Source organism: Spirosoma jeollabukense (assembly GCF_054777855.1).
This window is the reverse complement of sequence record NZ_BAAHAD010000002.1, coordinates 363,087-384,910: the sequence shown is the minus strand read 5'-3', so window position 1 is coordinate 384,910 and position 21,824 is coordinate 363,087. Positions and strand designations below refer to the sequence as shown.

The 21,824-nt window shown below is 49.5% G+C and carries 15 protein-coding genes; 12 read left to right on the top strand and 3 right to left on the bottom strand.

Annotation, left to right across the window (positions count from 1 at the left end; translation table 11 throughout):
• Positions 1-35: 35 nt before the first annotated feature.
• From ACYVEA_RS09975 to ACYVEA_RS09960, 4 genes are all read left to right on the top strand, one after another.
• Complete coding sequence (locus ACYVEA_RS09975) at positions 36-2,084, top strand: glycoside hydrolase family 2 protein (protein ID WP_461113283.1); 2,049 nt, start codon at positions 36-38, stop codon at positions 2,082-2,084.
• Positions 2,062-4,425 carry an FAD-dependent oxidoreductase gene (locus ACYVEA_RS09970; protein ID WP_461113282.1) on the top strand — a complete coding sequence of 788 codons (2,364 nt, stop codon included), beginning with the start codon at positions 2,062-2,064 and terminating at the stop codon, positions 4,423-4,425. Before ACYVEA_RS09975 ends, ACYVEA_RS09970 begins: the two co-directional genes overlap by 23 nt.
• Positions 4,426-4,787: 362 nt before the next feature.
• A complete protein-coding gene (locus ACYVEA_RS09965) occupies positions 4,788-5,255 on the top strand; it encodes a hypothetical protein (RefSeq protein WP_461113281.1) in 468 nt (155 codons plus the stop codon).
• Between the two features lie 220 nt (positions 5,256-5,475).
• Positions 5,476-6,402: a TIM barrel protein gene (locus ACYVEA_RS09960; RefSeq protein ID WP_461113280.1), complete on the top strand. Its 927-nt coding sequence runs from the start codon at positions 5,476-5,478 to the stop codon at positions 6,400-6,402.
• Between the two features lie 51 nt (positions 6,403-6,453).
• Here the strand turns inward: ACYVEA_RS09960 and ACYVEA_RS09955 are convergent, their stop codons facing one another.
• The 3 genes from ACYVEA_RS09955 to ACYVEA_RS09945 all read right to left on the bottom strand — a co-directional run bounded on the left by ACYVEA_RS09955 (position 6,454) and on the right by ACYVEA_RS09945 (position 8,451).
• Positions 6,454-7,155: an SDR family NAD(P)-dependent oxidoreductase gene (locus ACYVEA_RS09955; RefSeq protein WP_461113279.1), complete on the bottom strand. Its 702-nt coding sequence runs from the start codon at positions 7,153-7,155 to the stop codon at positions 6,454-6,456.
• Between the two features lie 95 nt (positions 7,156-7,250).
• Positions 7,251-8,057, bottom strand: a complete 807-nt coding sequence (folE, locus tag ACYVEA_RS09950) for a GTP cyclohydrolase I FolE (protein ID WP_461113278.1) — start codon at positions 8,055-8,057, stop codon at positions 7,251-7,253.
• The gene (locus ACYVEA_RS09945; protein WP_461113277.1) at positions 8,020-8,451 is read right to left on the bottom strand and encodes a 6-pyruvoyl trahydropterin synthase family protein; all 432 of its coding nucleotides are present in this window, start codon (positions 8,449-8,451) and stop codon (positions 8,020-8,022) included. Before ACYVEA_RS09945 ends, folE begins: the two co-directional genes overlap by 38 nt.
• A 282-nt stretch (positions 8,452-8,733) precedes the next feature.
• Here ACYVEA_RS09945 and ACYVEA_RS09940 point away from each other — a divergent pair, with 282 nt between their 5' ends.
• The 8 genes from ACYVEA_RS09940 to ACYVEA_RS09905 all read left to right on the top strand — a co-directional run bounded on the left by ACYVEA_RS09940 (position 8,734) and on the right by ACYVEA_RS09905 (position 21,822).
• Complete coding sequence (locus tag ACYVEA_RS09940; RefSeq protein WP_461113276.1) at positions 8,734-9,840, top strand: MBL fold metallo-hydrolase; 1,107 nt, start codon at positions 8,734-8,736, stop codon at positions 9,838-9,840.
• A gap of 91 nt (positions 9,841-9,931) precedes the next feature.
• Positions 9,932-11,293, top strand: a complete 1,362-nt coding sequence (locus ACYVEA_RS09935; RefSeq protein WP_461113275.1) for a Gfo/Idh/MocA family protein — start codon at positions 9,932-9,934, stop codon at positions 11,291-11,293.
• Between the two features lie 130 nt (positions 11,294-11,423).
• On the top strand, positions 11,424-12,644 hold the full coding sequence (locus ACYVEA_RS09930; protein WP_461113274.1) for a sugar MFS transporter: 1,221 nt from the start codon (positions 11,424-11,426) through the stop codon (positions 12,642-12,644).
• A gap of 80 nt (positions 12,645-12,724) precedes the next feature.
• On the top strand, positions 12,725-13,813 hold the full coding sequence (locus ACYVEA_RS09925; protein ID WP_461113273.1) for a mevalonate kinase family protein: 1,089 nt from the start codon (positions 12,725-12,727) through the stop codon (positions 13,811-13,813).
• A 364-nt stretch (positions 13,814-14,177) separates the two neighbouring features.
• The gene (locus ACYVEA_RS09920) at positions 14,178-14,594 is read left to right on the top strand and encodes a hypothetical protein (protein WP_461113272.1); all 417 of its coding nucleotides are present in this window, start codon (positions 14,178-14,180) and stop codon (positions 14,592-14,594) included.
• A gap of 400 nt (positions 14,595-14,994) precedes the next feature.
• Positions 14,995-16,224, top strand: coding sequence for a multidrug effflux MFS transporter (locus tag ACYVEA_RS09915; RefSeq protein ID WP_461113271.1), 1,230 nt, complete (start codon positions 14,995-14,997; stop codon positions 16,222-16,224).
• 485 nt (positions 16,225-16,709) lie between these two features.
• On the top strand, positions 16,710-18,287 hold the full coding sequence (locus tag ACYVEA_RS09910; RefSeq protein ID WP_461113270.1) for a DHA2 family efflux MFS transporter permease subunit: 1,578 nt from the start codon (positions 16,710-16,712) through the stop codon (positions 18,285-18,287).
• 781 nt (positions 18,288-19,068) lie between these two features.
• The gene (locus tag ACYVEA_RS09905; protein ID WP_461114066.1) at positions 19,069-21,822 is read left to right on the top strand and encodes an ATP-binding protein; all 2,754 of its coding nucleotides are present in this window, start codon (positions 19,069-19,071) and stop codon (positions 21,820-21,822) included.
• The last annotated feature ends 2 nt before the right edge of the window (positions 21,823-21,824 follow it).

The window sequence follows — 21,824 nt, the reverse complement described above, 5'->3', positions numbered from 1 at the left end:
CTTACCTGATTTATAAGTCGTTTTAAACCCAATACATGACATACCTACGAAACGTTCTGCCCATTCTCCTGATTCTTTGGCTTACACTGACGGCCTTCGCTCAGTATACCATTCGCGACCCAAATGCGATTCCACTTCATGGCGAGTGGGTGTTTGCAATGGACCCAATGGACGTTGGTGAACGAGGGAAATGGTACCGGGACGATGCGCCCTTGAACCGCTGGAACAAAGTAATGGTACCCCATTGCTTTTCAGTTGATCCACGCTATCAATTTTATACCGGAACCGCCTGGTACCGACGTACTTTTCCCTGGCAGCCGACGCCTGGCAAACGCGTAATCCTTCATTTCGATGCCGCCTATTACGAAACAACGGTCTGGATTAATAACCGAAAAGTCGGTACGCACGAAGGCGGCTACACGCCCTTTCATTTTGACGTAACGGAGTATCTGAAAGCCAACAGCAACACCATTGCCGTTTCGGTAAATAACAATACGTGGCGGGTTGGCACCATACCCGGCGCAAAGGACAACGATCAGCCCAACGATCCATTTCCGGGCTGGGTGAACTACGGCGGCCTGATACGTCCCGTTTATCTGACCGTTGAGCCGGATGTTTACGTCGAAAATGTAAAGACGGAAACAATACCCGACTTGGCTAAAGGAACCGCTACGTTAAAAATAAAAACGCGCATTCGTAACGTAAGTGGCCAGGCCAGCACGCCAAAACTAACGTTTAAAGTTGAGCAAAATGGCAAACCCATACCGCTTGTCTGGAAACAGCAGACCAGCAACATAGCCCCTAATCAGACGGTTATTTTAGAGGCCGAAACATCATTGAAAGCCGGTGACGTCAAACTGTGGAGCATCGACCAACCTATTTTGTATGATGTACAGGTGATGGCCGCCACCGATACAGTACGTACTCATTTCGGGATTCGGAAGGTGGAGGTCCGTAACGCCCAACTGTTGCTAAATGGTCAGCCAATTAAAGTGGCGGGTGGCAACCGGGTCGTCGATTATGCTGGTTTGGGATCGCTGGAGCCGGATTGGGTAGTGGAGAAAGACATGCGTCTGATGAAAGAAGCAGGTATGGAACTCCATCGTCTAACTCACTACACACCTTCCGAAACCGTCTACGATTGGGCCGATCGCAACGGAATGCTCATCATCAGCGAAGCCGGAAACTGGCAACTGACGCCGAGAGAAATGGATAACGACACCATCCGGACGAAGTTCCGGCAGCAGTTTCGCGAAATGGCCGAGCGTGACTGGAACCATCCCTGCGTGATTGCCTATAGTGTGGGGAATGAGTACTTATCCGAACAACCAGCCGGACAGCGCTGGACGAAAGACATGATCGCCTACGCCCGTGAACTCGATCCGACCCGGCTCTATACTTTTGCGTCCATGCGACTCAATACGTTACCCAAAAAGCCGGAAGACGAAGCCAGCCAGTACTGCGATTTTATCTCGACCAATACGTATGGCAATCACACGAATGTCCTGAAGCACATTCACTCACTTTATCCTGACAAGCCAATTTTCATCAGTGAATATGGTACGCGGGCGGACGGAAAAGACAACGAAGCGGGACAGGTAAGCCACATCGAAAAATTCCTGACCGACATTCGGCAGTTACCTTACGTAGTGGGTGCATCGTGGTGGTCATTCAATGATTATTTGAGTCGGCACGATGGCACGAATCCCGACGGCACGCGCCCCTGGGGACTGGTGCGTGGGGACCGCTCGAAACGACCGCTCTACAAAACTCATCAGACTGGCATGGCCCCCGTTACGGTCGAGAAAATGAGCTGGGCACCTGGCAGCGAAGGGGTTCATACGCTCAACCTTCGAATAACGGCCCGTAATGATTTCCCGGCTTATGCCATCCGAAATTATAAGTTAAAGGCAAATAACTCAACGTTGCTTATTCCTGACTTGCAGCCGGGTCAACAGGTTACCTTATCCATTCCTGTCCGTGGTTTCGACAAAACACTGATGGTGGAAATCATCAAACCGACAGGCTTTTCAATTCTTACACAAACCATTGATTTATCGAATGATACGCGAACAGGCAACTGACAAACGAACCCTGAAAACCATTCGCTACGACGCCGACCTTATTGTTGTTGGCGGAGGATTATCAGGCGTTTGCTGCGCGATTACAGCGGCCCGGGCGGGTACCCGCGTGGTACTGGTACAGGACCGCCCCGTACTGGGCGGCAACTCATCGTCTGAAGTGCGGCTGTGGGTGCTGGGGGCTACGTCGCACATGGGTAACAACAACCGCTGGGCGCGCGAAGGCGGTGTCATAGACGAGCTTCTCCTCGAAAATTTATACCGAAATCCAGAAGGGAATCCACTGATTTTCGATACGATTCTGCTGGAAAAAGTGGTGATGGAATCTAACATTTCATTGTTGCTCAACACAGCAGTTTATGAAGTAGAAGTTGACAATACCCCCAACCCCCTGAAGGGGGCTAAACCTTCCGCGTCAAAAGCCCCCTTCAGGGGGTTGGGGGTAGATAGCGGGAAAACAAACAATATTCGTTCTATCCGCGCCTTTTGCAGCCAGAACAGTACCCTGTACGACCTCGTTGCGCCCCTTTTCTGCGACGCGTCCGGCGATGGGATCGTTGGATTTCAAGCTGGTGCCGCCTTCCGGATGGGCGCCGAGAGTCGGGAGGAGTTTGATGAGAAGTTTGCCCCCACGGCGGAATACGGTGAATTGCTGGGACATTCGCTTTATTTCTACACCAAAGACACCGGCCGGCCCGTTCGGTTTGTGCAGCCCGCTTATGCGCTGGATGACATCACCAAAATTCCGCGCTACAAACGATTCAACGCACAGGAATACGGTTGTCAGCTTTGGTGGATTGAATACGGCGGACGGCTCGATACGGTTCATGACACTGAAGCTATTAAATGGGAACTATGGAAAGTGGTCTACGGCGTCTGGAATTACATCAAAAATTCCGGTCAGTTTCCCGAAGCTGACACGATGACGCTGGAATGGGTCGGGCAGATTCCCGGCAAACGCGAAAGCCGCCGGTTTGAAGGCGACTATATGCTGAAGCAACAGGATGTAGTAGAACAGCGAACGCACTCCGACGCGGTAGCTTTCGGTGGCTGGTCCATCGATTTGCACCCCGCCGACGGTATTTTTTCGGAGAAACCGGGCTGTAACCAGTGGCATAGTAAAGGGATTTACCAGATTCCGTACCGTTGTATTTATAGTCGAAACGTAACAAATTTGTTCCTGGCAGGACGGATCATCAGTGCTTCACACGTAGCGTTCGGGTCATCGCGTGTTATGGCAACGGGTGCCCACGTAGCGCAGGCGGTGGGCATGGCCGCTGCGCTGAGCGCACGGCACCACCTGCTGCCGCGCGACTTAACCGAACCGGCCCGTATGCAGACATTACAACAGGAACTATTAAAAACGGGCCAGCATATTCCTGGTATTACGTTGCATGACGAGCAGGATATTGCTCAGACTGCTCACCTATCGGCATCCAGCGAATTTATCCTGACAGAATTGCCGCCTGATGGCCCATTGCTTTCGCTAACGTCTTCGGCGGCTCAGATGCTTCCGTTGCCTGCCGGATCAGTGCCAAAACTAACGGCTTTCGTAACTGCCGACCGGGACACCACACTCACCGTTGAACTGAGAAAAAGTAGCAAGCCCTTTAACCACACCCCGGACGTAACGCTGGAAACGAAAACGCTGTCGATACATAAAGGAAAGCAGGAGATCAACCTGACATTTGATAGCCATATCGAAGAGCCGCAATATGTATTCATTACGTTCCTGAAAAACGAGCATATCCAGTTGCAATACAGCCAGTTGCGCGTTACGGGCATTTTGTCGGTGTTCAACAAGATCAATCCAGCCGTCTCGAATTACGGCAAGCAGGAACCTACCGAAGATATTGGCGTCGATACGTTCGAGTTCTGGTGTCCCGAACGCAGGCCTGCGGGTCAGAACATGGCACTACGTATCGCACCGGGCATTCGATTGTTCAACCCCATCAATGTTCGAAACGGCGTCCAACGTCCAACTAATCAGCCCAATGCGTGGGTAACTGACCTGGCCGATCCCAACCCGACATTGACGCTAACCTGGTCCAGCAAGCAACGTATCAGTCGGGTTGAGTTAGCTTTCGATAGCGACTTCGACCATCCACTCGAATCGGTGATTATGATTCACCCCGAAACTGTCTCGCCGTTCTGCGTAGACGAATTTATCCTTTGTAATGATCAGCAGGAACGAATTTTTCATCAGACGGACAACCACCAGAGCCGCAGTACGATTCGTTTCGAACAACCTGTCGAAACTAGTAGTCTGACGATTCATTTAAAGACAAACCACAAAAAGGCTCCGGCAGCCTTGATGGAAGTGCGCTGCTACTCGGTTTCGTAGCCTGAACGGCCAGGTTCGGGTTGAAACTGCATTATTCTCCGGACGGGCCATCCAGACTAAAAAAATCAGTTTTAGCAAATGCCAGCAGGAGCCCTTAGACGTAGTTAAACTAAAAAAGTAACAGACTTGGAGAAATATTTTTTAAATCCTTGATTTCAGCCTAAGGACCAGGTAGTTTTTCATTAAAAGCTTCAATGCGTTTGAACGCCATATAATAACGCTTGATCATGCATTTTCCACTGTTCAGACCGTAGACGTTGCCATTAGGAACGTAGCATTCTTGTTTTGTCATGTCGCATAGGTGAGTTCATCTTCCTACATAAGTCACTATGCTCTTGATAGACCAGAAACTTTTTTACGCTATGCTCTTAAAAACTACTCAATTCACTCAGCTACTGCTCTTTTGCGTTATTGCCGGACAGGCTTTCTTTTATTTCATTGGGGGTACGGCGGCTCTAAAAAACGTATCAGCCACGGCATTCATCGAACAGCGCAAAGCGATAGACGCTGAAATTGCGCCTTATTTAAAAGTTATTTACCCCTTAACTGTTGTGATTAGTATAGTGATGCTGGTACTGCTACGTCAGCAAATCGGCTCGGCGCTCTTTATGCTTTCGGCAGTGGCCTGTTTGCTGGTAATTATTGACATGGCCATCGCCGTAAAGGGAAATATCCCGCTGAATCAACGGATAAGCACCTGGCCGCTTGATGCTTATCCCGGTAATTGGCACGTAGTACGCGACCAATGGCTGACCTATCTGCATTATCGGCAGATTTGTGGCATCGCCGGTTTGCTATGCCTGCTGGTTGGTATTATTTGGAAAGCGTAATGATAAAGATTGGGTAGCCTCAGAAACTGTTCGAAAATTAGTTCTTACTCAGCCTGAAAACCCCTAAATCCCCTGAAGGGGACTTTATCTGAGAGGGAGCAAAGTCCCCTTTAGGGGATTTAGGGGTTTTTCATATAACATCTCAGGAATAGGCACTTGTTTTTTAGGCGGGGAAATCGGTCTTTTGTTTAGAATTCATATCTACTAAACCCGTTACGTTATGACCACCGATCGTCGCTCGTTTTTGAAACAAGCCGCTGGATCACTGGCGACCATGGCCCTGCTGCCATCTGCCTTTGCCGAAACTTCCGCAAAAAAACTTTTCTTCGACATTTCACTGGCGGAATGGTCGTTGCACAAAGCCTTGTTCGGCAAGAAAATTACGAATATGGATTTCCCCGGCATTGCCCGTAAAGAGTTCGATATCAGCATTGTTGAGTATGTCAATCAGTTCTTTAAAGACAAAGCGCAGGACAAAACTTACCTCAACGATCTGCTGGCTCGCTGCAAAGACAATGGCATCACCAACAACCTCATCATGATTGATGGCGAAGGCAATCTGGGCGCCAGCGATGCCGCCGAACGGGCGAAAGCGGTTGAAAATCACCACAAGTGGGTGGAGTGCGCCAAGTATCTGGGCTGCAAAACCATCCGCGTCAACGCAGCCGGACAAGGTACTGCTGAAGAAGTGGCCAAGGCCGCCGTTGATGGATTGAGCAAGCTGGGTGAATTTGCCAAAACGATGAACATCAATGTCATTGTTGAGAACCACGGCGGTTATTCGTCAAACGGAAAATGGCTGTCCGGCGTCATGAAACAGGTGAACATGAAAAATGTCGGTACGCTGCCTGACTTCGGCAATTTCTGCATCAAACGTGGCGAAGGGCATTCCTGCCTGGAAGAGTATGACCGCTATCAGGGTACGCAGGAACTGATGCCTTTCTCGAAAGGGGCATCCGCTAAATTCTACGACTTCGACGCCAACGGCAATTGCGTGGAAACCGATTACAATCGTATCCTGAAAATTGTAAAAGACAGTGGCTTCAAAGGTATTCTTGGTATTGAATATGAAGGCAACGCCCTGGAAGAATACGACGGCATCCGAAAATCCATAGCGCTGCTCAACCGCGTTGGAGCGACAGTATAATCATACCCGACACATTCAATACATTTGCTAGCCTGACTACACGTAGTCAGGCTATTTTATAGACCCCATGCCACCATCCACACCAATGATCTGGCCCGTAACCCAACTGGCCTGATCGGACAGCAGATAAGCCGCCATACTGGCAATATCGTCCGGGCTACCAATGCGATTGAGTGGGTGACGCTTGTTTGCCGATTCACGCTTTTCATCGCTGCTTAGCAGATTCTTTGCTAAAGGTGTATCTGTTAGGGAAGGCGCAATGGCATTGACGCGAATGTTGCTTGGGGCAAATTCAGCGGCCAGCGATTTGGTTAATCCTTCTACCGCCGACTTGGCGACTGACACCGACGAATGAAGACCCATGCCCAGCTTGGCAGCAACCGTACTGAACAAAACAACGCTACTTCCTTTAGCCGCCTTCAGGGCTACATAGGCTGCATGAACAGCAGCAACGGCGCCCAGTACGTTGATTTCCAGATCTGTCCGGTAATCATCGATAGCCAGGCGGTGAAAGGGTTTTAGGTTGATAGTACCGGGGCAATAGACCAACCCGTGCAATACCTCAGGGAGTTGCGTAAGGGCATCAGCCGCCGGTGTCTGCAATACGTCCCAGCTCATATGCGTAGCCGGAATGCCTTCCGGTACACGTCGACCAGCCGTGAAGAGCGTTGCGCCCTGTTGGTGAAGTTGGTTGGCCAGTGCATACCCGATGCCCGAGCTACCACCAATAATCAGAATATTTTTGCCTTGCATGGGTAAGAATCAAAAAGTTGTAGGGTCACTACGTCATAAAGGGTTGGTGAACAGACCAACTTTACGGCACAGTGACCCTACAACTTTTTGATTACTTAAATAGTTATGCCCGGCTGGGCAACGTAGCGTAGAAACTCCTGCCGGGTTGCCTCTTCTTCAAACTTACCGCCGTAGGATGAGGTGATGGTTGAGCTATTGATGTCGCGAACGCCCCGCGTTGAAACGCATAAATGTTTAGCGTCAATAATCACCGCTACGTCCTCGGTTTCCAGCACGCGCTTCAGTTCTTCGGCAATTTGTATCGTCAGGCGTTCCTGTACCTGGGGCCGCTTGCTGAAATACTCAACGACCCGGTTCAACTTCGATAAGCCAATTACCTTACCACTGGATATGTAGGCAACATGGGCTTTGCCGATGATCGGCACAAAATGGTGTTCGCAGTATGTCTGAACGATAATGTCTTTTTCGACCAGCATTTCCTTGTACCGAAACTTGTTATCGAAGAGCGTCGGCGTAGGTTTATTGGCAGGATTCAGACCGCTAAAAACCTCATTTACATACATTTTGGCAACACGCCGTGGCGATCCTTTCAGGCTATCGTCAGTCAAGTCCAAGCCCAGAATGTTCATAATTTCCCGAAAATGCTCTTCAATAAGATCAATTTTAAGATCATCATCCAGATTAAATGCATCGGGGCGCATGGGCGTATCAATCGAGGACGTACCGTGGGCGTCACCAATTTCGTCAACCAACTCATCGGTCAGGCAATCGCACGTTGCCGAATGGCTATCCACTGAGGAACCGTTGTGCAAAACACCATTGGTGACCCGGCCATCATGCTGAGCTTCCGTAGATGAGTGGCCATTAGATGGGGTATTCGACGAAGTTCCGTTCAGTTTCATACAATCGGATTTTAAGATCTAAGCCCTCGCTTAGCTGATTACGTAAAATGTTATAGATAACGATGGCAATGTTTTCGGCCGAAGGATTCAGGTCAGCAAACTCTTCAGTATCGAGGTTAAGGTTTTTGTGATCAAAGCGGTCGGTAACGTGCTCTTTAACTATATCGCCGAGCTGCTTCATGTCCATGACATAGCCTGTTTCGGGGTCAATAGGGCCATTAACCTGCACAATCAATTCATAATTGTGGCCGTGATAATTGGGATTATTGCATTTGCCATACACACGGGTGTTTTTCTCGTCCGACCAGTTAGGGTTGTTCAGACGGTGAGCCGCGTTGAAGTGTTCTTTCCGAAACACAGCAACCCGTGGGGCATCGGCCCTGGTATTTTCCATAAATAAGAATCGAAATAGGATTCGATCAACCTGTCGTTACAAAGTTTGTGTACAACACAGGCAGACAGCAGAGCGAGTAGCCAGATCGCTCTTTCGAATGCGATGAACAAGTAAACAGTAAACTGACTCGGATTATATTTTGTTCAACGTTTTTCAAAAAAGATTAAACAAAACACGTATCAGTTCGGCTCTATAACATCGGCTTATTTGGTATTGTTCCAATGGCTATGGACAGCTTTGTTGAGGACGGAACCGGATAGGCGTTTCCCCCGTTTGCACCACATGAAACGCTTACGCTCTATTATGTTCGTTACACTTATTTTATTAGCTGGGTTGATTGCTGCCACCGTGGCCTTTATGCAACAAGGACCTTTTGGCCGCGATCCGGCCGGTATCCGGTTAGACCGCATTACGCATTCCCCAAATTACCACGACGGCGCATTCCAGAATCTAGAGCTTACGCCCGTTATGCCCGAAAACGTATCTTACGTGGGCATGATGAGAGATTTCATCAAGAAAGATAAAGACAATATTCCACCCCGGCCGATACCATCCATCAAGACCGATCTGAAAGCGCTTCCCGACTCCGTTCCTACGATTGTATGGTTTGGGCACTCGTCCTATTTGATCAAATCAAAAGGGGTTACAGTGCTGGTCGATCCTGTTTTCAGCGGCTATACATCGCCGGTTTCGTTTTTCGGCAAAGCCTTTGCGGGCGCTGATGTCTATAAGGTTGACGATATGCCAGACATTGACATGCTGGTTCTCTCGCACGACCATTATGACCACCTTGATTTTGAGACCATTACCAAGCTAATTCCGAAAGTCAGGAAATTCTATACAGCCCTGGGTGTTGGGGCGCACCTCGAACGCTGGGGCGTTCCGGCCGACCGGATCGTTGAATTCGACTGGTGGGAAAGCCAGCCCGTAGCGACCGATATTTCCCTGACGGCGGTGCCGGCCCGGCACTTTTCGGGCCGTAGTTTCACACGAGGAAAAACACTCTGGACGGCTTTCGTGCTGAAACTACACGGCTACAATTTATATCTGGGTGGCGACTCTGGCTATGGTACGCACTTTCGGGCCATTGGCGAAAAATACGGTCCGTTCGATCTGGCCATTCTCGAATGTGGTCAGTACGGCAAAGACTGGCCGCATATTCATATGTTTCCCGAAGAGGTTGCTCAGGCGGCTCAGGATTTACGAGCCAAAACAATTTTGCCGGTTCACTGGGCTAAGTTCTCGCTGGCCATCCATTCCTGGAATGAACCCATTAAACGGTTGACGAAAAAAGCCGCGGAGGAAAACCTCAACGTAACGACACCTCAAATTGGCGAACCGTTGATGGTAGATAACTACTATCCGAAAACGGTTTGGTGGAATTTCTGATTACAAAGTACTCAAGCGTGGTTTTTTGCCCCGAAACATCGTTATTTGATCTATTAACCACTCTCTGGATTATAGCAGGTAACCCATTTCTATGCAAACCCCATCACGACGTCAGTTTATTCGAACGGCCGCCCTCACCGGTGCAGCAACTTCTATTTTTCCAGCTATTCTGACGAGCGCAAAACCCGCTGATCCGAAGGTTCGACTTGCTTTTATTGGTGTTGGCGCACGGGGGCGCAGCCACGTATCGCAGGCGCTTTTCCGGGATGATGTTGAGATAACGGCCATCTGTGATCCTGATGCTGAAGCCATCAGCCGCACCAATGCGATGATTGAAAAGGCCGGTCGGAAAGCACCAGTTGCCTATACTAAAGGCGACAGGGCGTTTGAAGACATGCTCAAGCGTGACGATATTGATGGGGTTGTGATTGCTACGCCCTGGGAATGGCACGTACCCATGTCTGTAGCTACCATGCAAGCGGGCAAATACGCCGGGGTCGAAGTCTCAGCCACGGTGACGCTCAAGGAATCCTGGGATCTGGTTAACGCGTTCGAGAAAACGGGATCGCATTGCATGATTCTGGAGAACGTTTGCTACCGGCGCGACGTACTGGCTATCCTGAACATGGTTCGGAAGGGGATGTTTGGCGAAATGACCTACGCTCACTGTGGTTATCAGCATGACCTGCGGAATATCAAATTCAACGATGGCAAATCGATTGGGGGTGTCGGTGCTGAGTTTGGCGCAAAAGGCTATTCAGAAGCACACTGGCGAACGCAGCACTCGGTCGATCGAAACGGCGATATTTACCCCACACATGGCCTCGGGCCTGTGGCGCACTGGCTCGACATCAACCGGGGTAACCGCTTCATGCACCTCACCAGCACGGCCACTAAAAGCCGGGGGCTGCACAAATACGTCGTGGACAAAGGCGGTCCCGATCACCCGAATGCGAAAGTGAATTTCAAACTTGGCGACGTAGTAACGACAGTCATCGAGTGCGCCAACGGCGAGAACATCGTCATCATCCACGATACGAACTCACCCCGCCCGTACTCGCTCGGTTTTCGGGCGCAGGGTACGCAGGGTATCTGGATGGACGACAACGACATGATTTACCTAGAAGGTACCAGCCCCAAGCCTCATAGTTGGGAGCCCTTTGCCCCTTACCAGGAAAAATACGACCACCCACTCTGGAAACGCCACGCCCAAACGGCCGAAAATGCAGGCCACGGTGGCATTGACTTTTTTGTGCTGCGGGCGTTTATCGAATCGATCAAAAACAAAACAGCGCCCCCCATCGACGTCTACGACGCAGCTGTCTGGAGTGCTATCAGCCCCTTATCGGAGCAGAGTATAGCCGGAGGCAGCAAGCCCATCGAAATTCCCGACTTCACACGGGGCAAGTGGAAGGCCAACAAGCCCATTTTCGGGCTGACGGATAACTACTGATGAATGCTGTTTGATGAATCGCGCGGGCGGCCTCGCATGGATAATAAAAGCAGAAAAGCGTAGTTTAGCAATTCCATGGATCTCCCCTATTTCCTTTTGCCTTATACAGTCTACATTATTCAGTAATACAATGACACCTACTGCCCCTCCTAAAACTCAGAATTACACGGGTCCGCTGCTTATCATCGGTGCACTTTTCTTCATTTTTGGCTTTGTTACGTGGGTCAACAGTGTATTAATTGCTTTTTTCAAGCAGGCTTTCAACCTAAGTACAGTCGGCTCGAATCTGGTCGCCTTTGCTTTTTTCATTTCCTATACGCTGATGGCCATTCCGTCATCGGCCGTACTGAAACGGACGGGTTTTAAAAATGGCATGTCGCTGGGGCTGGTCGTGATGGCGATTGGTACGTTGATTTTCGTACCAGCCGCCAAAGCCGTTTCCTACCCGTTGTTTCTGGTTGGCCTGTTTCTAATTGGTATTGGTCTGACTGTTCTGCAAACAGCCTCTAACCCCTATGCTACTATTCTGGGACCACGCGAGAGTGCGGCCCAACGTATTAGCTTCATGGGAGTTGCGAATAAACTGGCAGGCATTTTCAGCCAGTTTATTTTTGGCGGGTTGTTACTAACAGGAGCGAATGCCGTTTCTGGTGCTGCTTCGCTGGAAAAAGTTGTATCACCTTATCTGATTCTGACGGGTGTGCTGGTCGTATTAGCCGCCTTGATTCGCTATTCTAACTTACCCGAAGTATCGGAAGAGCAGGACGATACGTCATCCGATGTGTCGGCGCACACCAGCGTCTGGCAGTTTCCGAATCTGGTATTGGGCGTTTTAGCACTGTTCTGCTACGTTGGTGCGGAGGTTATTGCTGGCGATACGATCATCAACTACGGCAAGGCCTTGGGTTTCCATAATGACGAAGCCAAGTATTTTACAACCTATACGCTTTATGGCTTGCTGGCGGGTTATATCCTTGGCATTGTCCTGATTCCCCGCTTTATCTCGCAGCAGACAGCCTTGCGTTTTGGCGCTGCCTATGGCTTGATCTTCACGGTGGCAACGCTCCTGACCAGCGGTTTTGCGTCGGTACTTTGTGTTGCGCTGCTTGGTTTTGGCTTGGCCCCTATCTGGCCTGCTCTGTGGCCGCTGGCCCTTAACCGACTTGGACCATTCACCAAAATCGGATCGGCATTGCTCATTATGGGTATATCAGGTGGCGCTTTGCTACCCCTGTTACATGGCTACCTGACGGATACCGTTAGTCCGAAAATGGCCTATGCCTTATTGCTGCCGTTGTTTGGGTTTATCCTTTATTACGCAACAGTAGGGTTTAAGCGAACAAGCTGGTAAGTAGTCAAAAATAAGGCCCGCGAAGTACATCCATTGAATTGTTTATGGGCCTTGTGTTTCTTTCTTCTTCTACGTTTAAAATGACCGTATCAACACCCGGCCGCATCTGCCTCTTTGGTGAACACCAGGATTATTTGGGCTTACCTGTTATTGCAGCTGCCATTTCACGCCGAATTAGTATAGATGCTCAACAGGCTGAGCAACCCGGCTTTCGCCTGAATTTGCCTGATATTGGTGATGTAGTCACGATTCCATTTGATGGAAAGCCACTGCACTACCCTAAAATCCGCGATTATTTTCGATCGGGAATAAACGTGCTGCTCCGCGAAGGGTTCACGTTTTCGAAGGGCATTGAGGGCGAAGTGCGGGGCAATATTCCGATCAACTCGGGCACCTCAAGTTCGTCGGCGCTACTCGTTACGTGGCTGAACGTATTGTCTCAACTTTCCGACGAACCCCAGCAGTTTTCCCGCGAACGATTAGCCGAACTTGCCTACGTAGCCGAAGTGCTGGAATTTGGCGAACCAGGCGGCATGATGGATCATTATTCAACAGCCGTTGGCGACGTCATTTATTTAGAATCAAAACCGAAGATTGCCCTACAGGAACTGCATCCGAACTTGGGGACTTTCGTTCTTGGCGATTCGCAGGAACCGAAAGATACAATCGGTATTCTGGGTCGGGTTAAGTTCGGCATGCTAAGGATTATTGAGAAGCTGAGTATCATCAACCCTGCATTTTCACTGGATCATTCGGACATCACCGAGGTAACTGAACCGGGACGCCGGACCGTCAAGGATTACCTACCGAAAGACGAGTACATTTTACTGAAGGGCAACCTCGCCAACCGCGATATTCTACGCGATGCGTTGACTGTTTTGCAAGCCCCCAGCGGCCTGGATCATACTCGTTTCGGCCAGCTCCTGACTGATCACCAGACCAATCTACGTGACGCCCAACGTATCAGTACACCCAAGATTGACCGAATGATCGACGCAGCCTTACAGGCGGGCGCGCTGGGTGGCAAAATCAATGGGTCAGGTGGTGGCGGCTGTATGTTTGCCTACGCGCCCAACAAGCCTGAAAAGGTGGCCGAAGCCATTGAGCGGGAAGGCGGGAAAGCTTACATTATTTCGGTCGATGCCGGAACCACCATCAGGGTTAATTAAAAAAAGAGACCAAATTCGTCACGACTTGGCTGTAGCTCCATAGAGTCCTTCGGTTCGCCTATTTAACGAATCAAGGCTGAGCCCTTGCCATAACTGCCTGTTTAGAGACATGTGCCGTCAGATCAAACAATACCGTCAGATACGCTTCTAAAAATTGTACTCACCCGTAGATTAACGTGGTGTCAGGTGTGCGTCCTGGTCCGCAGAATGGCACGAACAAGTCATCAGGTTTTGTTATAGTGATTGCCTACGCGGTTTCTCGTCCCTACCCGTAGCCCATTGACGTGACGTCAAAGCTAATCCTACACCTATTTTCATGTAACTATTTGAATCAACCAACCGTCCCTCACAGGGTCGTTTACGCATGAAGTACAGAAAAGAAAAAATGAGCAGGGAGTTTACCAAACACCTATTCGATTTTAAGGGTAAGTACGCCCCCTTTCATATGGTGGTGCATCACTTTACGGACAGAGACAAGGGTGGGCCTCATTGCCATCCCTTCCGCTTCACGACTCATATCTTGAAAGGTGGCTATACGGAACGGGTTTATCAACTAAATGAAAAAGGGGATTGGCATCATGAGGATGTGTTTCGCGGGCCAGGTACGACTCACGTTGTCGAAGCGGCATGCATTCACGAATTAATTGATTTACCTAATGGCGAGTGCTGGACGGTGATGATTCCTGAAGAGAAGGTACGGGAACCAAGGTTTTGGCGATTTAACCCGGATGGAGCTTTTTCCAGGGTTTGGAACAAGCGGAAATGGGTCAAACATGAATAATTGTTGCGACAAACGCTCACCTATAAATCGAAGCAGTTGGCATCCAGTGGCCTTGTCCCAGCGTTGAGGGCGAGTTGCAACTCGCCCTTAATATTCATAAATAGCTTCCACTTCGTGCGCGTTTTTTGCCTTGTACATCGATAAGTGATTGATCAATTTTATTACCGGTCAATCACGATCCGTAGCATTCGTTTGGAACAAATAGTGGATCTTTCACCGGCTCTTTTCGCTTATCTTCCACAATCACGTCGAACTACGTATACCCGTTTGGGAACAATTGGTGACCGCCCCTGAAATTATTAGGCCTGAACTTATGTATCCATAGCAAGCCTGAATTGGCTAGCATGGCCACTAATACAGTCGGCTAAGTTTGTAATCGCTTTTATGCCATTAATTTCTTATGTCCAATAAGACATATTTTTTCCTGATCCTGATTTTAGGTAGTTTAACCGCGCTGGGGCCATTTTCGATTGATATGTATCTGCCAGGCTTCCCTGCTATTGCCAAAGATCTGCACACCACTGCGGCCAAAGTTTCCCTTTCCTTATCAGGTTTTTTCATCGGCATTTCCGTGGGCCAGCTTCTGTATGGACCATTGCTCGACCGCTTCGGCAGAAAAAAACCGTTGTACATCGGTCTGATTGTGTATATACTCGCTTCAGCAGGCTGCGCGTTTACGACCAGTATCGACCGACTGATCTTCATGCGCGTCATCCAGGCCATCGGTAGTTGCGCGGCAGCAGTAGCCTCGGTGGCCATGGTGCGCGATTTGTTTCCGGTCAAAGACAATGCCAAGGTGTTCTCCCTTTTACTGCTGGTGGTGGGCGCTTCGCCCATGATTGCCCCAACAGTTGGAGGTTATGTAACAGCTGCTTATGGATGGCAAACGGTATTTGTCATTCTGATGGGCATGGGTATTGCTATTTTAGCAGCCGTTTTCTTCTGGTTGCCAGCCAGTTACAAGCCCGACCTGTCGATCTCATTGAAGCCTAAACCAATTTTACGTAATTTCTGGCAGGTATTGCGTGAACCCCAATTTTACACTTACGCCTTCACCAGTGCCATCGCTTTTTCTGGCCTATTTGCCTATGTTTCGGGCTCACCAATATTATTTATGGACGTTTTTCATACCGATGAAAAAGTATATGGATGGCTATTCGCTTTTCTTTCAGTCGGCTTCATCGGGTCCAGTCAAGTAAATACACTTCTGCTCCGGACCTACAAAAGCGAGCAAATTATCTACGTTGCTTTGACGGGTCAGGTTATCATCGCCTTGACATTTCTGATCGTAGCGCTGGGGGGTTGGCTGACGCTGCCAATCACAATTGCTTTTCTGTTCATCTTCCTGTGCTGCATCGGTTTTACCAACCCCAATGCCGCTGCCTTATCGCTGGCTCCATTTGCTAAAAATGCCGGTAGCGCTTCGGCTTTGATGGGTGCGCTGCAAATGGGAATGGGGACGCTAATCTCAGTTTTTATAAGTCTGTTCGAAGCGCCTTCGGCCATTCCAATGGTGGTGGGTATGGCAGGCTCAGCTTCAATTGCCCTGCTGGTCTTCCTGACGGGACGAAAAACAATAACCAATCAGGTTGCTGTTCAACAGGACTCCGATACAGCCTTAATCCATTAGTTGACCGGTTGTAGAAGAGCACAAGCCGAACGAGTAACTAGCCTATTGCGCGCCAACAGTGTTTGATTAGCTATTACCCTACCGATCTGAATGGCTAAGCCACGGGGGCAAATAAGACTATTACGCAGGCAATCGAGTCGTGATATCAGTTTCGTTGAACGAAACTAGCTTGGTAAACTGAACAGGCGTTGAACCCGTTAGCGATGGCCGGTATTTACCCGGCTTGTTACCCAGAAACAATCAGCAAGATCAGACCACGGAGAGATTGCCGGACAATGATCAGCTACAATGTTTAATCCATCTGCCCTGGATACAACTAACGTCAATAGCCAGATAGAACAGTATTAGTTAGTTTTTCAACGTTGTACAACATCACTCATTGATTCAAGAAACGTCAGTTTCCGAAGGGGTTTATATTTATTTCGTGTAGTAAACCAAATTGACTACTTCTTCGTTTTGCCCCTAGTTTTCTATCTACTACGTCTATGCAACCTGCTCCCGCCCTTAGTCCACCTGCCCTGCCAACCGGGCTGGTCCGTATTATTATTGTTGTTACGGCTATCTCGGCTGCCGTCATGGAGCTCATCGATGTAACGATTGTCAATGTAGCCCTCAATGAAATTGCCGGGGCTTTAGGGGCAACTATTGAAGATGTGGCCTGGGTCGTCACCTCCTATGCCATCGCTAACGTCATTATCATCCCCATGACGGGTTTTCTGGCTGACTATTTTGGGCGAAAAAAGTACTACGTTGCTTCGATCATTCTTTTCACCATTGCCTCCTATTTCTGCGCCAGTTCAACGAGCTTGTGGCAATTGGTGTTCTGGCGATTCATCCAGGGTATGGGCGGAGGAGCACTGCTTTCTACTTCGCAGGGAATCATTTTCGACGCCTTTCCTCCGGCTAAACGAGGGGTGGCTTCCGGCATTTTTGGTATGGGAATCATTTTAGGGCCAACGTTGGGTCCTTTTCTGGGTGGCGTGATTGTCGATAACTACCATTGGTCCTATATTTTCTATGTTAACGTGCCCATTGGCATTCTGGCCACCATCCTGACCCTGCTTTATATTGCCCAAAAACCCGGCGAAGGTACGCGCAAGCACCAAATCAAAATCGACTACCTGGGCATTCTGCTATTAAGTGTAGGGGTAGGATCGCTGCAATACGTGCTGGAGAAAGGGCAGTCTGACGACTGGTTCGAATCGCAAACCATTGTAACCCTTTCTATAACGGCGGTTGGCGGATTGGCAGGCTTCGTCTGGCGGCAATTAACCACCGCCCACCCGGTTGTTAACTTACGCGTACTGGGCAAGGGAACGCTGGGGGTGACCACTATTTTTAGCTTCGTAGCCGGCCTTGGGCTCTTTACCTCCGTTTTTGTGTATCCCGTACTGGTTCAGCGTATCAACGGGTTTACCCCCACCATGACAGGGCTTTCTTTACTCTGGCCGACGCTGGTAGGTATCCCTCTGTTTCCCTTGATTGGCAAACGGCTTTCGATAGGAGCCTCTCCGCTGCCGTTTATTATTACTGGCATGTGTACATTTGTGGTATTCGGCTTTTATAGTGGTACCTTAAATGGACAGGCTAATCAATGGGACTTTTTCTGGGCGCAGATGATGCGGGTCTTCGCCGTAACGATGCTCCAATTGCCGCTCATTAATCAGGCAGTTGCTGGTTTACCACCCCAGGATTTCCCTTCCGCGATCGCCCTTAATAATATGATTCGGCAATTGGGAGGAGCTTTTGGTATTGCCTTAGCAAACACCTTTGTCACCCGGGATTATGCCCAGCATCGCTACGATCTGGTTAGCAACCTTGACCCCTCTAACCCCTTGCTCACCGAGCGCCTTAACTTGCTGGGTGGGGCGAGTCAGCGGGCCTATAAAATCCTTGATCTGGCGGTGGATAGACAGGCCTACCTGCTAGCTTATCTGGATACGTTTCGGTTAGTGGGCATTTTTTTCCTGGCGATTCTCCCCTTAGTTTACTTTTTGCGAACCAGGAAGAAGTCGGCAGCTGAAGTAGCCTTAGCGGCCCAGGCCATGTCGGAGGCCCACTGATAAAAAGGTGGCAAAATAACCTGTGTTCGGTGACCTAACTCCGTAACTGTTCATCCGGGCACTTCTTAAAGCCAATCATGTATGTATTGAGCCTATTCAAGCCAGGAGCTATTCGGGAGCGGTACGACGTAGCGCGTTTATGCTAGTGGGTCTTTTCTGCTAGTTTGCGTAAACGTATCCGACAACCTTTGTCCCGGTTTGTCTACGAAGGGGATACCCATCAGCACGGTATTCGCAGCGGCAATCAAGCCCACTCAATACGTTGCCTGATAGTCGTACTCGGTTGCCCGTTACTACGTTAGGGCTGACAGTGCTAAGCTTACTCCTGTCTGGTAGCAGCGAGACAGCCATTTTATTCCGTACAATCCGCATCCAATGAACGAACGAGTTAATGCATTCCGGGAGATTGTAGATCGCCAGTGTAAAGTACGGGTCTACCCTTACGGGATTGTCTTATCCATTACCGGCCAGCAGCACAATGCGACAGACCATTAATTTATCAAATCAACATTTCTAATAATAATTTAAGAAATAAATACACTAACTAGTAACTAATGATTTATATACTATTTTTTTAGTATGTAATTTTGAGTATTATTAAACAGCAAATCTTTCTTACTTCCTTCCTACTAAAGTACGGATGCACCCTACTGTCAAGAAACAAGGTCGTTTTTTGTCAATTGATAGAAATTATACGATCGGTAAGAAAAAAATAGGTCTGGTCGGCTGGGCCCGTAATTGGCTACCGATACGCGTCTTAAGACAATGCCAAAAGGCCTTGATGCTGACCCTAGTGCTCGCTGCCAGCTTTTTGCCGGGGCAAGCCCAACCACAGCCACTAGCCCACCAGGGTATTCTTGATCTACGATCCGTTCAGTTTACCCAACAATCTATTGAGTTAAGGGGCCAGTGGAAATGGTACTGGAATACATTGCGCTTTCCCAACGAGCCAGCGGCTCCATTCGAGTACATTACCTTTCCCCAATTGTGGACGACGAGCACCTGGCACCAGGCGGCTTTACCCAATCAGGGGTTTGCTACCTATGGGCTCACCGTTTTATTACCCTCTCGATCCGATTCGCTTATGTTGGAAGTACCCGACCAATATACGGCCTACCGGCTATTCGTCAATGGCCACCTTGCGGCCCAGGATGGTAACCCTGCTTCGACCCAGGCCGCTACCATACCTTACTGGTCAACCCAGCTAATCCCATTACCCGCTCTGGGCGATACCCTTCAGTTACTGTTGCAAATTGCCAACTTTGAACACGCTAAAGGAGGCTCTGCCAAAGCCATACGACTCGGAGACGCCAAACGGCTCGAAGCGGAACGGACCACCGACCGGGCGTTGACGCTATTTCTAACCGGTTGCCTGGTTATGACGGGCTTATTCTTTTTAGGGCTGTTTGGTTTTAGCCGAACCGACTGGCCCATGCTTTATTTTGGCTTTTTCTGTTTGATCTATAGCTACCGGATTATTGGAACGGATCAGTATGTGTTACACACGCTACTACCTGATTTACCCTGGGCGCTCACCATCCGACTCGAATATGGCTCTCTCTACGTAGCCGTTGCAATCTTTGTGCTGTATACCCAGTCTTTATACCCTAAAGACACTCACCCAAGGATTACCTCCGCAATGGCCTGGGTTTGTTTCGCTTTTGCGGGGACCGTTTTAGGGCTCTCCCCGATGGTATTTACCGGACTCATGAATCCTTTTTTAGGTTTGATGATCGCTTATATTAGCTACGCCTTGTATGTATACTGGATAGCCGCCCGTCGTCATCGCCCGGGCGCCCGCTATGCGCTGATGAGTACCAGCTTATTGCTGATTGTTTTTGGCCTGATCTTAAGCCAGTACTTTGGCTGGTCGGCTCCCATTAAGCTCAGTTTGTTTGTTGGTTATCTGAGCTTCTTCTTTCTCCAATCCCTGGTGTTATTATTTCGGTTTGACCTGGCCTTGAACCAGGCTCGTTTGACCGAAAAACAGTTTCTGGCGAATATGAGTCATGAGATACGCACACCCCTGAATGCTATTTTGGGGTTCTCTGACTTACTCCGTACCACAGCCCTTACTCAGGAACAGCAGGAATTCGTTAGCTATATCGGCACGGCGGGTAAAAATCTGTTGACCATTGTTAATGATATACTCGACATGGCTAAAATTGAAGCGGGTATGTTTACCCTGGAAGTAATCCCTTTCAGCATCCCCTCACTGGTGGATTCCCTGCGAACTATGCTTCATTCAGCCGCCAGCGACAAAAAACTAAGTCTGACCGTTTCCGTGGATCCTGCGATACCACCTATCCTATTGGGTGATCCAACCCGACTGACCCAGATCTTATTGAATTTGATGAGCAATGCCATTAAGTTTACCCAGCAGGGTAGCGTGCAGGTACGCGTTGAAAAAAGCCAGCAAACACTTACGACGGTCCAGGTTCGCTTTATTGTCCAGGATACCGGTATTGGTATGGCAGCGGACGTACTACCCCATATATTCGAGCGCTTCCGGCAGGCCAATGATTCGACTACCCGGCAATATGGTGGTACGGGCTTAGGCTTGAACATTGTTTACTCCCTGGCCAAGCTCCAGGGGGGTTGGGTCAAGGTCAGTAGTACACCGGGGAAAGGGTCTTGTTTTACCCTTGAGATCCCTTATCAACTGGCTCCCGACCCTACCCCTTTACCGCCGAGTAACCCATCGGTATCCTGGGAAGCCACGAACCATCGTCTGAACATTTTGGTGGTCGAGGATAATCTGATGAATCAGCGGTTAGCGCTGGGCGTACTAGCCCGCCTGGGCCACTCGGCCCAGGTAGCCGAGAATGGGCAACAAGCCATTGATCGCTTGGGCGAGACTTCGTTTGATCTGATACTGATGGATATTCAGATGCCCATTATGGATGGTTATATGGCCACTCGTCAGATCAGAACAGTACTGGGTAGTCAGGTTCCCATCATCGCCATGACCGCCCACGCACTGGCCAGCGAACGGGAACAGTGTTTACAGGCCGGGATGAATGATTTTTTGCCTAAGCCCTTTCAAGCGGCCGACTTACAACGACTTCTGCAACTATACGTACCATTGCCCGGAGCTTCGGCGGCTCAATCCGCTGACTCCTCAGCCGCTCCCGTGTCTCGGCTGTCTTTTGACCGCCTACTTGAGGTTACGGGTGGTGATCAGGCGTTTTTACTCGAGCTAGTCGATTTATTCCTGGCCCAGACCCCTATCCACATTGACCAGATTCGTCAGGCTATAGCCGCCAACGACCGGATGACAATTGGTCGTGTCCTGCATACGCAGAAAGCCACCATTGGTCTATTTGGCCTTTCCGAAGCGAGTCAACAGCTTCAAACGCTGGAAAGTATGCTGGCTGCTCATACACCGCTGCCCGAAATTATTTCGCTTCTGGAGCGCTATCTACGGGCACTTGAAGCCGCCTTGCCTGAGCTTCGTCAACTCACGAGCGGGCTGATGAGACCGGGGCCACAAAGCCCAGTCGGCCTGAGCAACGGATCAGAAACAGATAGATAAAG

What these genes read in the sequence shown, in the direction of transcription:
- ACYVEA_RS09975 (WP_461113283.1), top strand. Translation starts at nt 36, where the DNA reads ATGACATACCTACGAAACGTTCTGCCCATTCTCCTGATTCTTTGGCTT.
- ACYVEA_RS09970 (WP_461113282.1), top strand. Translation starts at nt 2,062, where the DNA reads ATGATACGCGAACAGGCAACTGACAAACGAACCCTGAAAACCATTCGC.
- ACYVEA_RS09965 (WP_461113281.1), top strand. Translation starts at nt 4,788, where the DNA reads ATGCTCTTAAAAACTACTCAATTCACTCAGCTACTGCTCTTTTGCGTT.
- ACYVEA_RS09960 (WP_461113280.1), top strand. Translation starts at nt 5,476, where the DNA reads ATGACCACCGATCGTCGCTCGTTTTTGAAACAAGCCGCTGGATCACTG.
- ACYVEA_RS09955 (WP_461113279.1), bottom strand. Translation starts at nt 7,155, where the DNA reads ATGCAAGGCAAAAATATTCTGATTATTGGTGGTAGCTCGGGCATCGGG.
- folE (WP_461113278.1), bottom strand. Translation starts at nt 8,057, where the DNA reads ATGAAACTGAACGGAACTTCGTCGAATACCCCATCTAATGGCCACTCA.
- ACYVEA_RS09945 (WP_461113277.1), bottom strand. Translation starts at nt 8,451, where the DNA reads ATGGAAAATACCAGGGCCGATGCCCCACGGGTTGCTGTGTTTCGGAAA.
- ACYVEA_RS09940 (WP_461113276.1), top strand. Translation starts at nt 8,734, where the DNA reads ATGAAACGCTTACGCTCTATTATGTTCGTTACACTTATTTTATTAGCT.
- ACYVEA_RS09935 (WP_461113275.1), top strand. Translation starts at nt 9,932, where the DNA reads ATGCAAACCCCATCACGACGTCAGTTTATTCGAACGGCCGCCCTCACC.
- ACYVEA_RS09930 (WP_461113274.1), top strand. Translation starts at nt 11,424, where the DNA reads ATGACACCTACTGCCCCTCCTAAAACTCAGAATTACACGGGTCCGCTG.
- ACYVEA_RS09925 (WP_461113273.1), top strand. Translation starts at nt 12,725, where the DNA reads ATGACCGTATCAACACCCGGCCGCATCTGCCTCTTTGGTGAACACCAG.
- ACYVEA_RS09920 (WP_461113272.1), top strand. Translation starts at nt 14,178, where the DNA reads ATGAAGTACAGAAAAGAAAAAATGAGCAGGGAGTTTACCAAACACCTA.
- ACYVEA_RS09915 (WP_461113271.1), top strand. Translation starts at nt 14,995, where the DNA reads ATGTCCAATAAGACATATTTTTTCCTGATCCTGATTTTAGGTAGTTTA.
- ACYVEA_RS09910 (WP_461113270.1), top strand. Translation starts at nt 16,710, where the DNA reads ATGCAACCTGCTCCCGCCCTTAGTCCACCTGCCCTGCCAACCGGGCTG.
- ACYVEA_RS09905 (WP_461114066.1), top strand. Translation starts at nt 19,069, where the DNA reads ATGCTGACCCTAGTGCTCGCTGCCAGCTTTTTGCCGGGGCAAGCCCAA.